At 61.8% G+C, this 13,195-nt stretch carries 11 protein-coding genes and 3 pseudogenes; 6 read left to right on the top strand and 8 right to left on the bottom strand.

The window, feature by feature from the left end; translation table 11 throughout:
* The 7 genes and pseudogenes from ACR3EL_RS19265 to ACR3EL_RS19235 all read right to left on the bottom strand — a co-directional run.
* Positions 1-1,359, bottom strand: a pseudogene (locus ACR3EL_RS19265) (aldehyde dehydrogenase family protein); the annotation flags it as partial.
* 3 nt (positions 1,360-1,362) lie between these two features.
* Positions 1,363-2,277 (bottom strand): annotated as a pseudogene (locus ACR3EL_RS19260) (dihydrodipicolinate synthase family protein).
* 150 nt (positions 2,278-2,427) lie between these two features.
* Positions 2,428-3,225 (bottom strand): N-acetylglucosamine-6-phosphate deacetylase, encoded by a 798-nt coding sequence (locus ACR3EL_RS19255; RefSeq protein ID WP_480722657.1) that lies wholly within the window; start codon positions 3,223-3,225, stop codon positions 2,428-2,430.
* Positions 3,222-3,578, bottom strand: a complete 357-nt coding sequence (locus ACR3EL_RS19250; RefSeq protein WP_480722655.1) for a hypothetical protein — start codon at positions 3,576-3,578, stop codon at positions 3,222-3,224. The genes ACR3EL_RS19255 and ACR3EL_RS19250 overlap by 4 nt, the downstream gene beginning before the upstream one ends.
* Positions 3,575-4,605: pseudogene (locus tag ACR3EL_RS19245) on the bottom strand (SIS domain-containing protein). Before ACR3EL_RS19245 ends, ACR3EL_RS19250 begins: the two are co-directional and overlap by 4 nt.
* 8 nt (positions 4,606-4,613) lie before the next feature.
* Positions 4,614-5,378 carry a GntR family transcriptional regulator gene (locus ACR3EL_RS19240; RefSeq protein ID WP_480722653.1) on the bottom strand — a complete coding sequence of 255 codons (765 nt, stop codon included), beginning with the start codon at positions 5,376-5,378 and terminating at the stop codon, positions 4,614-4,616.
* Positions 5,375-6,220, bottom strand: a complete 846-nt coding sequence (locus ACR3EL_RS19235; RefSeq protein ID WP_480722651.1) for a glucosamine kinase nucleotide-binding domain-containing protein — start codon at positions 6,218-6,220, stop codon at positions 5,375-5,377. The genes ACR3EL_RS19240 and ACR3EL_RS19235 overlap by 4 nt, the downstream gene beginning before the upstream one ends.
* 188 nt (positions 6,221-6,408) lie before the next feature.
* Here ACR3EL_RS19235 and ACR3EL_RS19230 point away from each other — a divergent pair, with 188 nt between their 5' ends.
* The 6 genes from ACR3EL_RS19230 to ACR3EL_RS19205 all read left to right on the top strand — a co-directional run bounded on the left by ACR3EL_RS19230 (position 6,409) and on the right by ACR3EL_RS19205 (position 12,444).
* Positions 6,409-7,302 (top strand): N-acetylmuramic acid 6-phosphate etherase, encoded by an 894-nt coding sequence (locus ACR3EL_RS19230; RefSeq protein ID WP_254432959.1) that lies wholly within the window; start codon positions 6,409-6,411, stop codon positions 7,300-7,302.
* A 32-nt stretch (positions 7,303-7,334) separates the two neighbouring features.
* Entirely contained in the window at positions 7,335-8,585 is a 1,251-nt protein-coding gene (locus ACR3EL_RS19225) for an ABC transporter substrate-binding protein (RefSeq protein ID WP_170341178.1), read from the top strand.
* Positions 8,586-8,653: 68 nt separating this feature from the next.
* A complete protein-coding gene (locus ACR3EL_RS19220; protein WP_170341793.1) occupies positions 8,654-9,568 on the top strand; it encodes a carbohydrate ABC transporter permease in 915 nt (304 codons plus the stop codon).
* Positions 9,569-9,582: 14 nt separating this feature from the next.
* Positions 9,583-10,422, top strand: coding sequence for a carbohydrate ABC transporter permease (locus ACR3EL_RS19215; RefSeq protein ID WP_170341791.1), 840 nt, complete (start codon positions 9,583-9,585; stop codon positions 10,420-10,422).
* Positions 10,419-11,447 carry a Gfo/Idh/MocA family protein gene (locus ACR3EL_RS19210; protein WP_480722648.1) on the top strand — a complete coding sequence of 343 codons (1,029 nt, stop codon included), beginning with the start codon at positions 10,419-10,421 and terminating at the stop codon, positions 11,445-11,447. The genes ACR3EL_RS19215 and ACR3EL_RS19210 overlap by 4 nt, the downstream gene beginning before the upstream one ends.
* Before the next feature lies 1 nt (position 11,448).
* Positions 11,449-12,444 (top strand): ABC transporter ATP-binding protein, encoded by a 996-nt coding sequence (locus ACR3EL_RS19205; RefSeq protein ID WP_480722478.1) that lies wholly within the window; start codon positions 11,449-11,451, stop codon positions 12,442-12,444.
* 10 nt (positions 12,445-12,454) lie between these two features.
* Here ACR3EL_RS19205 and ACR3EL_RS19200 read toward each other — a convergent pair whose 3' ends face one another.
* Positions 12,455-13,156 carry a Crp/Fnr family transcriptional regulator gene (locus tag ACR3EL_RS19200; RefSeq protein ID WP_093963736.1) on the bottom strand — a complete coding sequence of 234 codons (702 nt, stop codon included), beginning with the start codon at positions 13,154-13,156 and terminating at the stop codon, positions 12,455-12,457.
* Positions 13,157-13,195: the final 39 nt, after the last annotated feature.

Genomic DNA, 13,195 nt, shown 5'->3' with positions numbered 1-13,195 from the left:
ATGTCGCCCTCGCCAAAGCTGTTCACCGTCACGGTCCCGGCCCGGATCGCGCGGGCGCCGCGCAGAGCGCGCTTGGCGTTGGCGGTGAACAGCGATGCGCACAGCCCATATGCCGTGTCATTGGCCATCGCGATGGCCTCGTCGAACCCCGCGACCTCGATCACCGACAGAACGGGCCCAAAGATTTCCTCACGCGCCAGCGGCGCGTCATTGTCGGGCAGCTCGACCACGGTTGCTTCGACGAACCCGTTTTCGGCCTTGCCGCCCAGAAGGACTGACGGCGCCTTGTCCAGATAACCGCAGACCTTGTTGAAATGGTCTTTGCTGACCAGCGCGCCCAGACGGGTTGCAGGGTCCAGCGGGTCGCCCACAGTCCACTGGCGGGCGTGGTGGGCGATGCGCTCCAGCAGGTCAGCCTTGACCGCGCGGTGCACGATCAGGCGCGACGTGGCCGAGCAATTCTCGCCCATGTTCCAGAACGCCCCGTTCACCACATGGGCGGCAACCCGGTCGAGGTTCTCGGCATCCTCCAGCACGATGGCCGGGTTCTTGCCGCCCATCTCCAGCACCACCTCCTTGGCGTTGCTTTCGGCGGCATAGGACAGGAATTTCTTGCCCGTTACGGTCGAGCCGGTGAAGGACACCATGTCGACATCCATATGCCGCCCGATGGGTTCGCCCACCCGGCGCCGCCACCCGGAACCACGTTCAGAACCCGCGCGGCAGCCCGGCCTCGGCCGCCAGTTCGGCCAGACGCAGGGCGGTCAGCGGGGTTTCCGTCGCCGGCTTCACAACAACCGAGCACCCGGCCGCCAGCGCCGGGCCGATCTTCCAGGCCAGCATCAGCAGGGGGAAGTTCCACGGCAGCACCAACCCCACCACCCCGATCGGTTCTCGCAGGATCATCGCGATGTGGTGGTCGCTGGCGGGCGCGACCTGGTCATAGATCTTGTCGATCGCCTCGGCATGCCATTTCAGGCAGTGGATCGCCTCGGGCACATCGACGGTTTCGCAGTCATGGATCGTCTTGCCGCTGTCGACGCTCTCCATCACCGCCAGTTCGCGGGCATTGCGGGTCATCAGCTTGGCCAGCCGGATCAACACATCCTTGCGCGCCGACGGGTGCAGGCGCGACCAGCGGCCGTCATCGAAGGACTCGCGCGCCTTTTCCACGGCCAGGTCCACATCGGCGGCGGCGCAGGCCGCGACCTCGGTCAGCTCCGCGCCGGTGGCCGGGTTCACGGTGGGAAACACCGCGCCCGATATCGCCGGGCGATAGCCGCCGTCGATGAAGGCGCCGGTGGGCAGGTCCAGCCCGGCGGCGATGGATGCGTATTCGTCCCGTGTCAGCAAGCCCATGCCTCAGCCCTCCGCCATGATGTCTGCGATCTTGCGTTTCAGCACGCGGGTCACCTGTTCCAGCGCGCGTGTCATCCTTGTTCAGCCTCTTCAGAGGCGGCCGCACCGCGCCGCCGGGATGCCGTTCATCGTGACCCCATGCTTGATGGTCTGGATGAACTTGCCGCCCTGTTCGAGCACCCGCATCAACGGCATCAGCGCCGACATGATCCGGCGGCCCTTGGCGAAATCGCCCTTCAGCACGCAGGTCTCATACAGCGCCACATGCTCGCGCGGCAGAAAATTCGACCCGCCACAGACCCAGAACGGCGCGCCCCAGGCGAAGAATTCCAGCGCCTGATCGTCCATGCCGCAGCCCAGCTGGATATGCGGATAGTCCCGCGCCAGCATGTGTACACGGTTGATGTCGCCCGAGCTTTCCTTGATGCCGCAGAAATTGCGGCTGCGTCCCACACGGTCGAGGAACTCAGCCCCCATCATCGTGCCGGTGCGGTGCGGATAATTGTACAGCATCACCGGCAGATCGGCCGCCTTGTCGATGGCCAGCGCATTAAGGGCGTTTTCCCGGTCGGTCGGCACCGAATAGGGCGGGCTGGCCAGCAGGATGGCATCGGCCCCGATCTGGCGCGCGCCTTGGGCCAACGCGATCGAATCCGGCGTCAACATCGCGCCGGTCCCGACCACCAAAGGCAGCCGACCCTTCAGTCGTTGGTGGGTAAAACGCGCCAGTTCCAGCCTTTCATCGACGGTCTGGGCATAGTTTTCGCCGGTGGATCCGCCCGAGATCAGACCGTGCACGCCATTCTCGACCAGGTATTCGATCACCTCGGCCAAGGCATCCCAATCGACGCTATAATCATCCGCATAGGGCGTCACCACCGGGGTATAGATCCCCTGAAATCTGAACACGGGCGTCATCTCAATCCTCTTGCCGGGCGCGCGAAGCTTGCGCCCGACACCAAGGCTAAGAAAAATACAAGATGTGCACAATGTAGATTCCCGACATGAACGGCCCAGGGTCCGACATGTCGAGGAAAATCAGACGACCATGGGTCGCCGTGGACACCGTCAGTCCAGTGCCTGACCTTCCTGCCAGACCCGGAGAAGCCCATGATCGGAGACATGCAGCACATTGGCGCGGGCACCGGCCGCCAAACGGCCAAGATCCGATCTACCGATCAAGTCCGCAGGCAACCGGGTCGCCATGTCGAAAGCAGCTTGCAAAGGCAGTTGCGCAAATGCAACCACGTTGCGAACCGCGTCCAACAGCTCGAGATGCGCACCGGCGAGCGTTCCATCGGCGAGGGTCAACCGGTTGCCGTCGCGCAAGATCTGCCGTCCGTTCAGCAGGAAGCTGTCGATATCCGATCCGGCGGTCGCCATCGCGTCGCTGACAAGGAAGACACTACCCGGCCCATTTTTTGCCCGGATGGCATTGCGCACTGAAACCGGGTGGACGTGAATTCCATCAGCGATCAGGCCCGCAGACAGCTCGCCAAGCGCCAGCGCCGCGCCTACGACGCCGGGCTCTCGGTTACCCATCTGGCTCTGAGCATTGAACAAATGTGTGACGCAACGCGCCCCGGCCTGAGCCGCTTTCTGACAGGTTTCAAAACTCGCATCCGTATGGCCCAGCGAGACGACGATCCCCGCTTGGGTCATGGCGTGTATCTGATCATCCGTCACGCTTTCCGGCGCCACCGTAACCTTGAGAATCGGCAACCGCGCGACTGTATCCAGCAACAAATCCAGATCAGCCTGCGCCATCGGTCGGATCAGGGCAGCATCATGTGCGCCCTTGCGGGCTTGGGACAGGTGCGGGCCTTCCAGATGAAGCCCGACAATGCCGGCAATACCTTCGTTCACCGCGGCAATCGTGGCCGCGATGGCCCGCCGCGTGACCCAGGCGTATCCGTGATCAGCGTTGGCAAGATCGACGTTGCTCCGATACGCGCATGTGCCCGCGACATGGTGCGGAGCGTTTCCAGATCGGGGGCGTTGTTCAGCATTGCCCCGCCGCCGCCATTCACCTGCAGATCGACGAAGCCCGGAACCAGCAGGCCACCGTCCAGCCGCGACACCCTCGCTGTGCCAGGAATATCCGAGACAAGCGTCACGCCCTCGATACGCCCTTCCGCGAACAGAAGGGCATGATCCTGCAGGATACCTGCAGGGGTCAGAATGTCCGCGCCCGCCAGAGCCTGCAGTTCGCTGGTCATACGGTTTCCGTCACCTTGTTCAGATGCCGCGGTGCGTCCGGGTCGATCCCGCGCGAAGCGGCAAAGGCCTCGACCATCGCGTAGAAGGAGACGATCAGGCTCAGCGGGTCGGTCAGAGCATGCCCCGTGCGGACATGCGGAATGCGCGTCGCGGCAGTAACCCTGTCCGTGGTTGCAAAGACACGGGCACCCTTGGCGCTGATTGCGTCGGCCACCTCCGCCAACGCAGGCTCCGCCGCATCTGCCGCTGCAAAGCTGAGTACCGGAAAACCGTCCTCGACGATGGACACCGGCCCGTGCAGAACCTCGGCCGAGGAATAGCTTTCAGCGTGCAGCTGGCAGGTCTCCTTGAATTTCAGCGCAGCTTCGTTCGATACGGCCAGTGCCTGACCTCGGCCAAGCGTGAACAGCGACGGGTGAGCACCGATAGCGTCACGCACTTCGGGCCAATCGATCCGGGCCGCCTGATCCAGCTGCTCGGGCAGGTCGCGCAACGCCGCCAGCAGCGCCGCATCCTGCCCCCACTCTGCCAACAGCCACAAGCCGGCCACCGCCGATGTGACGAAGGTCTTGGTTGCCGCAACACTCAGTTCGGGGCCCGCCTGTATGTCTATGGCGTGATCGCTGACTTCGGCCAACGGTGAAGCCGCGTCGTTGGTCAACGCTACTGTCAATGCGCCGTCGCGTCGGGCATTGCGGGCCATGGCCACGATGTCGGGGCTTTTGCCGGATTGCGACACCGACAGGCACATCGCCTGGCGCATGCGCAGAACCGAGTCGTAGATCGATCCGATCGACGGCCCGACCGAGGCCACCGGCACACCCAACAGGATTTCCGAGGCGTATTTGAGATAGGTGCAGACGTGATCGGAAGACCCGCGTGCGACCGTCACGACAAATGTCGGGTCCAGTTCGCGGGCAACCGAGGCGACCGCCTCAATATCTGCCTGACCCCGGCTCAGAAGCCGCTCTACGGCCACGGGGATTTCATCATTTCCCGGCGCATCCGGGTGATCTGCTGTTGCATGATGTGTCCTAGCTGTTGGCCAACCGCAACTCGGCGACAAAATCATAGGCGTCGCCGCGATAGATCGACCGAGTGAATTCAACGACCCGCCGGTTGGACAGGTATGATGTTCGAACGATGCGCAGCCCGGCCGCACCGGGTTCGACCCCCAGCAAGCCTGCGTCGGCGCTGTCCAGATTGATCGCCGATATCCGCTGCAGCGCCCGTACGGGCCGGTTTCCATCCCGCTCCAAGACTTCGTACAACGAGGCTTCGACCTCCTGCGGGCGCGGCAGAATGTCGATTGGCAGCGAGGCCCGTTCGATCGCCATGGGCCGATCGTTGGCCATACGCAGGCGCGAGATGCGCGCGACCGCTTCGCCCGAGGACAGGGCCAGCGCCATCACCTCGGGCGACGGAGTGTGAACACCGCGCTCAAGCCACTCGCTTGTGGATTCAAGACCGCGTCGGTTCATGTCCTCGGTGAACGAGGTCAGCCGTGACAGGGATTGCTCGACCCGAGGCGTTCCGTCGGCCACAAAACTGCCCGAGCCCTGGCGCTGAATGACGATTCCCCGATCTACCAGATCCTGCATCGCCCGGCGCACGGTGACGCGGGAAAGGCCCGTAAGGTTTGCGATCTCGCGTTCGGCCGGGAGCGGTGCACTTTCCGCCAGCAGACCATTCTCGATGCCCTCTTCGATCCGCTTGCGCAGCCGAACGTACCGAGGCCCCACGGCCTGCTGCATCCAGTCACCGGTCCTGAGGAAGGTTTCGATCGTTTCGGCGGTCATGCTGCCCCCAATCTGGCGCGCTCGGCCAGCTGTGCGGCGAGCAGCGCCCCGTCAAGGGCGGTGCCCGCCGGTTCGATCACCGCGCTCTGCACCTCGGCGGAAAGATAGGCGATGTAATGCGATGCCACACCGCCCACTGCACAGACCGGCTCGGCATCATCGCGACCAAGGGCCTGAAGCCCTGCAGCGACATAGTCGGCGCCCTCGCGCATCAGGGCCACGGCCACCACATCGCCTTTTTGAGCCGCCGCAATGATTTCGGGCGCGAAGTCTGCGATTTCGGCCGGCCGCGCCTGCCCCGCAAATCGCACGATCTGCATCGGGTCATCGTCAAAACGTCTGCGTATGGACCGCGTCAGCGCGCTGTCGGGGATTATTCCGTCCGCTGCAAGCAACACCCGCCGCAGCAACTGCTTTCCCAGCCAATATCCGGACGCATCATCACCGATGAGCGCCCCGTAACCGCCAAGCAACCGGATTTCGCCATCACTTTGCCGGGCCAGGAACGATCCTGTGCCGATCCCGATCAAACATCCATCGACCGGACCCAACGCCCCAACCACGGCCGAGCGACGGTCATCCTCGACTTGCACAATGCGCGATGGCAGGTGCCGTGCGATTTCAGCACCGGTGTCCGCGTCGGTCACGCCAGCCAGCCCTGCGTAGATCGGAATCCCGGTCAAAGCCGCTTCGGGCATCGCAGCACGCTCGGCCAGAGCCCGCAGCCCGGCATTCAGCGTTGAGATAGCCGCCGCACGATCGGAATAGACATTGGCGCTTCCCAGAATCAGATCATGCCGCCCGGTGGGGCCGACCATGGCAAACCGGCAGCGTACCGCCACCGTCAATTGCTATGAGATATTGGAGGGACTCATCCATATAGATACCTTTACGATACCTTTGTCTGAAAAAAGACCTCTTGTGTGCCGAGATCGTGATTTTTCATGCTTATCGGTCGATATTTCGCGATTTAAAACGAATGGTAAAAGGTATTATATAGGTATTATCTTCGATGCCAAAGGGGAATCACATGACGCCGCACATGCTGCCGCAAACCGAAATGCTGCGCGACGAATCCGAGGGACTGGACCTGCGCCCGGACGCCGAAGTTCTGCGCCTGCTGCTGGATGCGCAGAAAGCCGCACTGAACGGGCTGGATGCATGCCTTCAGGATATCTCAAGAGGTGCGGCATTGATGGCAGAAACCATCCGCACCGGGGGGCGGCTCTATTATGCCGCCGCCGGGTCGTCCGGGCTGATGGGCTTGGCCGATGGGGCGGAGATACCGGGGACATTCGGCCTGTCTCCAGAGTCGATCGCCATCTGCATGGCCGGCGGCATACCGACCGGGGCAGAGATGCCGGGTCACACCGAAGATGACACCCGAACTGCCGAAATCGCAGCCGCCGACCTCCTCCCCACGGACACGGTGATCGCGATATCCGCCAGCGGCACCACGCCTTACCCGTTGACCTTTGCCGGAATTGCAAGGTCCCGCGGCGCCAAAACCATCTGCATTGCCAACAACGCCGACGCTTTGCTGTTCGAGCACGCCGATTGCGCAATTTGCCTGAACACCCCGCCCGAAGTCATTGCCGGATCGACCCGACTGGGCGCCGCAACCGCGCAAAAGGCGGCGCTCAACATGCTCTCGACCCTCATGGGTGTCAGGTTGGGCCATGTGCATGACGGCATGATGGTCAACGTGGTGGCCGACAATGCCAAGCTGCGTCAGCGCGCAGAAGGAATCATCCGGAACATAACCGGCGCCACGCCTCAGCACGCCGCTGATGCCCTGGATCGTGCCGAAGGCAACCTGAAGCTTGCCGTACTTTTGGCCGCCGGTGCCGCAACACCGGCGCAGGCCAGTGAACTGCTGACGGCATCGGGCGGCCATCTGCGCCCTGCGTTGGACCAGATTTGAACCAAGAAGAAGACCAAAAGGGAGAATACATCATGAGAACAACCACACTGACCGCCGTGCTGCTGGCGTCATCGGCCCTGGCCGGTGCGGCAATGGCCGAAACCACGCTGACCATCGAAAGCTGGCGCAACGACGACCTGGCCCTGTGGCAGGAAAAGATCATCCCGGCCTTTGAGGCCAAGCATCCCGACATCAAGATCAAGTTCACCCCATCGGCCCCGGCGGAGTACAATGCCGCCCTGAACGCCAAGCTGGATGCCGGTTCGGCCGGAGACCTGATCACCTGCCGCCCCTTCGACACCTCACTTGGCCTGTACGAGGCGGGCAAGCTGGCCGATCTTTCGGACCTTGAAGGCATGGCGAACTTCTCGGACGTCGCCAAATCGGCGTGGCAGACCGATGACGGCTCGGCCACCTTCTGCGTGCCGATGGCCTCGGTGATCCATGGGTTCATCTACAACAAGGACGCGTTCGACGAGTTGGGCCTGTCGGTTCCGGAAACCGAAGCCGAGTTCTTTGCTGTTCTGGACAAGATCAAGGAAGACGGCACCTATATCCCCATGGCCATGGGCACCAATGACCAGTGGGAAGCGGCCACCATGGGTTACAACAACATCGGGCCGAACTATTGGAAGGGCGAAGAAGGTCGCCTCGCCCTGATCGAAGGTTCTCAGAAACTGACGGACGAGCCGTGGGTCGCCCCCTACCGCCAGCTGGCCAAATGGGGTGCCTATCTGGGCGACGGGTTCGAAGCGCAGACCTATCCCGACAGCCAGAACCTGTTCACGCTGGGCCGCGCCGCCATCTATCCGGCCGGCAGCTGGGAGATCAGCGGCTTCAACAACCTGGCCGATTTCGAGATGGGCGCTTTCAAGCCGCCAGTCCAGAATGCCGGGGACGAGTGCTATATCTCGGATCACACCGACATCGCCATTGGTCTGAACGCGGCGTCGCCCAACGCCGATGCGGCACGCACCTTCCTGAACTGGGTCGGGTCCGAGGAATTCGCGCAGATCTATGCAAACGCCCTGCCCGGCTTCTTCTCTCTCTCCAGCTTCGATGTGGCGATGGAGGACCCATTGGCACAGGAATTCGTCAGCTGGCGGAACGAGTGCAACTCGACCATCCGGTCCACCTATCAGATCCTGTCGCGTGGAACGCCCAACCTTGAGAACGAGACCTGGAACGCATCGGCTCAGGTGATCAAGGGTGAGGAATCGCCAGAGGACGCCGGCAAGCGCCTGCAGGACGGGTTGGCCAGCTGGTACGCCCCGCACCAGTAACCCGTCTATCGTGACACAATCGGCTCTGGCCAGGCGGCCAGAGCCACCCTGAGCTTTCGAGGAACAACATGGGCAATCGCCGGATCAAATGGCACATCGTGGTGTTTCTGGCACCCGCAGTGCTGGTCTACTCGGCCGTCATGGTCTTTCCGCTGTTCAACACGCTGCGGCTGGCACTGTACACCGAGGTCGATCAGGCCCGTGTTTTCGTAGGCCTGGACAACTTCCGCACCCTGTTCGGCGACCCGATTTGGTCGGATGCGTTCTGGAACGCACTGGGCAACAATTTCTGGTTCTTCTTCATTCACATGCTGGTGCAGAATCCGATCGGGATCGCACTGGCGGCAATCCTCAGCCACCCACGCCTGCGCTTTGCTGCGTTTTATCGATCGGCCATCTTCATCCCGACGATCCTGTCCTTCGTGATCGTTGGCTTCGCCTGGAAGCTGATCCTGTCGCCGATCTGGGGCATCGCCCCCGATATGCTGGCCGCGGTGGGACTCAAATCTCTGTTCGCGCCTTGGCTCGGCAAAGAAGAATACGCGCTGACCACGCTGGCCCTGATTTCGGTCTGGCAGTTCGTGGGCATTCCGATGATGTTGATCTATGCCGCCCTGCTGTCGATCCCCGAAGAGATCCTCGAGGCTGCCGAAGTCGAAGGCGTCACCGGCATGTCCGCCTTCTGGAAGATCAAGCTGCCGCTGATCCTGCCTTCTATCGGCATCATCTCGATCCTGACATTTGTCGGCAATTTCAATGCGTTCGATCTGATCTACGCATCCCAGGGCGCTCTGGCGGGGCCGGATTTCTCGACCGACATCCTTGGCACGTTCATGTACCGGACCTTCTTCGGGTTCCAATTGCAACTCGGTGATCCGCACATGGGATCGGCCATCGCAACGGGCATGTTCGCCATCATCCTGACAGGGGTCTGCATCTATCTGTTCCTGATCCAGACCCGCATCCGCCGGTATCAGTTCTGAGGGGCCCGAAGAGCATGAACAAAGCCCGCAGAAACCCCTTCAACATCGCTGCCATGCATGGCGCGCTGATCCTCTATACGCTGATCGCCCTGTTTCCGGTCTTCGTGATCGTGATCAACAGCTTCAAGTCGCGCAAGGCGATCTTCCGTGAACCGCTGGCCCTGCCCGATGCCGACTCGTTCTCGATGATCGGATACCAGACGGTGATGAAACAGGGCGACTTCTTCCTGTATTTCCAGAATTCGATGATTGTCACCGTCGTGTCGCTGTTCCTGATCCTGCTGTTCGGCGCAATGGCGGCTTTTGCGCTCAGCGAATACCGGTTCAAGGGCAACACGCTGATGGGCCTGTACCTTGCATTGGGTATCATGATTCCGATCCGCATCGGCACGGTTGCGATCCTGGACATGATGGTGGCGACCGGGCTGGTCAACACGCTGATGGCGCTGATCCTCGTCTACACCGCACAGGGCCTGCCGCTGGCCGTATTCATCCTGTCCGAGTTCATGCGCCAAGTCAGCGACGACCTCAAGAATGCAGGCCGCATCGACGGGCTGAGCGAATACACCATCTTCTTCCGCCTTGTTCTGCCGCTGGTGCGTCCGGCGATGGCGACCGTGGCGGTGTTCAACATGATCCCGATCTGGAACGACCTGTGGTTCCCGCTGATCCTGGCCCCGGCCGAAGAGACCAAGACCCTGACCCTCGGTAGCCAGGTCTTCATCGGTCAGTTCGTCACCGACTGGAACGCGGTGCTTTCGGCACTCAGCATGGCGATCCTGCCGGTCATGGTTCTGTATGTCATCTTCTCGCGGCAACTGATCCGCGGGATCACTTCGGGGGCGGTCAAATGATCCGGGTTCTGATCGCAGGTTTGGGCAACATGGGCCTCAGCCATGCGCTGGCGCATCATCACCATCCCGACGCCCAGATCGTGGGTCTGGTGAACCGATCCGGGACAGTGGATCACCCGGATTTGCAGGGGTATCCGGTCTTCACCGATTTCCATACGGCGCTTGCAGACACCAACCCTGATCTGGCCGTGATTGCCACCTATTCCGACAGCCATGCCGACTATGCCTGTGCCGCAATGGACGCCGGTGCGCATGTATTTGTCGAGAAACCCCTGGCCACCACGGTCGCAGACGCACGCCGTGTCGTCGAGAAGGCCACTGACGCCAACCGAAAGCTGGTGGTTGGTTACATCCTTCGGCATCACCCCTCGTGGATGCGGTTGATATCCGAGGCGCGTGACCTGGGCGGCCCCTATGTCTTTCGCCTGAACCTGAACCAGCAGTCCGACGGCCCGACATGGGAGACGCACAAGGCGCTGATGCAAACCACCTCACCCATCGTGGACTGCGGTGTGCATTACGTCGACGTCATGTGCCAGATTACCGATGCCCGGCCGGTTCGGGTCAACGGCATGGGCCTGCGACTGTCGGACGAAATCGCACCCGACATGTACAATTACGGCCAGTTCCAAGTGGTGTTCGAAGATGGCTCGGTTGGTTGGTACGAGGCCGGTTGGGGTCCTATGATGTCCGAAACGGCGTTCTTCGTGAAGGACATCGTTTCACCCAATGGCGCGGTTTCCATTACCGAAGGCAACAAGGGCGCATCCGATGATGTGGACGGCCACACGAAGGTGGGCGGCATTCTTGTGCACAAAGCCAGCGGCGACACCCTGATCGAGATGGATGGCGAACCCGGCCACCAGGAACTGTGCGACGCCGAACAAGCCTACATGCTGCGAGCCATCGCGCAGGACATCGACCTGACCCGCCACATGAATGACGCGGTGCAATCCCTGCGGATCTGCCTTGCCGCCGACCAAAGCATTCGATCCGGCCAGCCGGTCGACCTGAAGGAGACGTGACGTGACCGCCCTGAAACTGACCAATGTGTGCAAGTCCTTCGGACAGGTAAACGTGCTGAAAAACATCGACCTGACCGTCGAGGAAAACGAATTCGTGGTCTTTGTTGGCCCCTCGGGTTGCGGCAAGTCCACCCTGTTGCGCGTGATCGCGGGGCTTGAAGAGGCGACCTCGGGAACGGTGGAAATCGATGGCCAGACCGTCAACGAGGTCCCACCGGCCAAGCGCGGCATCGCAATGGTGTTCCAGTCTTATGCGCTGTATCCGCATCTGACTGTTCGGGGGAACATGGAACTGGGCTTGAAGCAGGCCGGTCATCCCAAGGACGAAATCGCGCGCCGCATCACCGAAGCCAGCCGCATGTTGTCACTGGATCCCTATCTTGAACGTCGCCCGGCAGAGTTGTCCGGCGGTCAACGCCAGCGCGTCGCGATCGGCCGCGCGATCGTGCGGAACCCGAAGCTTTTCCTTTTTGACGAGCCATTGTCCAATCTGGATGCCGCGTTGCGCCTGAACACCCGGGTCGAAATCGCAAACCTGCACCGCCAGATCGACGCCAGCATGATCTACGTGACCCACGACCAGACCGAGGCGATGACTTTGGCGGACAAGATCGTCGTGTTGCGGGACGGCCGAGTCGAACAGATCGGCAGCCCGATGGAGCTGTACAACAACCCCGCCAACCGGTTCGTGGCCGAGTTCATCGGGTCTCCGGCGATGAATTTCGTGCCCGCCGATCGGGTCGGTGGATCTGGCCGGCAACTCATCGGCATTCGCCCTGAATACGCTCGCCTTGGGCAGTCGGGTCCGCTTTCGGGCACAGTCGTTCACGTGGAAAACCTTGGCGCAGATACCAACGTGTTGGTCGATATCGGTACCGAAAAGCCTTTTACCGTTCGGGCCTTTGGTCAGCATCAGGTGTCCCCGGGGACACAGGTCGGCATCGACTATGATCCGGCCAATGCACTGACGTTCGGAGAGGACGGGTTGCGGCTTTGATCGGGCGCGTTCAGCGCCCCCAATTGTCGGCCGGGTCGCTGTCGGCATAGTCGCGTAGCTGCGGAATATCCGAGATTTCCGCGTGGTTGCGGTTGATCTTCACCCCCACCGCCTTGAGCCGCGAAAACGCACGGCTCAGGCTTTCGGGTTTCATGCCCAAACGCCCGGCGATCAGCATCTTGTCATAAGGCAGCTCGACTTCGCAGGCGCCTTCGTCGCAGTCACACAGGTTCAGCAGGAACTCGGCCACCCGCTGCGCCCCGGTCTGGGCCTTGAGCTGTTCCAGCTGGGACACCAGCGAATGCAGATGGGTGAAGGTCGAAGCCAGGATCGAGATCCCGATTTCGGGATCGGTCTTCATCAAGGAAATCAGCACCGGGCTGGGAATGTGCATGATCTCGCAGGCCGAGACAGCCTCGGCCGAAACCGGATAGGGCACGTTGCGCAGCGCCACCGCCTCACCAAAGCTTTCGCCGCGGGTAAAGACGCTGACCACGGCCTCAGCCCCGGTGGGCGACATGCGGAACAGCTTGACCCATCCGGCCAGCACCACATGCACAGCCTGAGCGCTTTCTTCCTGAACAAAGATCGTCTCGCCACGGTCATACTGACGCCAGATCGCGTGGCTCAGCAGGGTTTCGACATGCTGATCCGGCAGGCTTTTGAGCAGCAGCGACTGCCGCGCAATGGCTTTTTGTGCTTCATGCGCCACGAAGGCATCCCCTTTTGTCCGGCCGAATAACCGGCCCAT

Source organism: Ruegeria sp. BJ3 (assembly GCF_056535665.1).
This window is presented reverse-complemented; position numbering and strand designations above follow the sequence as displayed.

Coding starts and splice junctions, on each gene's coding strand:
- ACR3EL_RS19250 (WP_480722655.1), bottom strand. CDS start 3,578: ATGACCAGCGAACTGCAGGCTCTGGCGGGCGCGGACATTCTGACCCCT.
- ACR3EL_RS19240 (WP_480722653.1), bottom strand. CDS start 5,378: ATGACCGCCGAAACGATCGAAACCTTCCTCAGGACCGGTGACTGGATG.
- ACR3EL_RS19230 (WP_254432959.1), top strand. CDS start 6,409: ATGACGCCGCACATGCTGCCGCAAACCGAAATGCTGCGCGACGAATCC.
- ACR3EL_RS19225 (WP_170341178.1), top strand. CDS start 7,335: ATGAGAACAACCACACTGACCGCCGTGCTGCTGGCGTCATCGGCCCTG.
- ACR3EL_RS19220 (WP_170341793.1), top strand. CDS start 8,654: ATGGGCAATCGCCGGATCAAATGGCACATCGTGGTGTTTCTGGCACCC.
- ACR3EL_RS19215 (WP_170341791.1), top strand. CDS start 9,583: ATGAACAAAGCCCGCAGAAACCCCTTCAACATCGCTGCCATGCATGGC.
- ACR3EL_RS19210 (WP_480722648.1), top strand. CDS start 10,419: ATGATCCGGGTTCTGATCGCAGGTTTGGGCAACATGGGCCTCAGCCAT.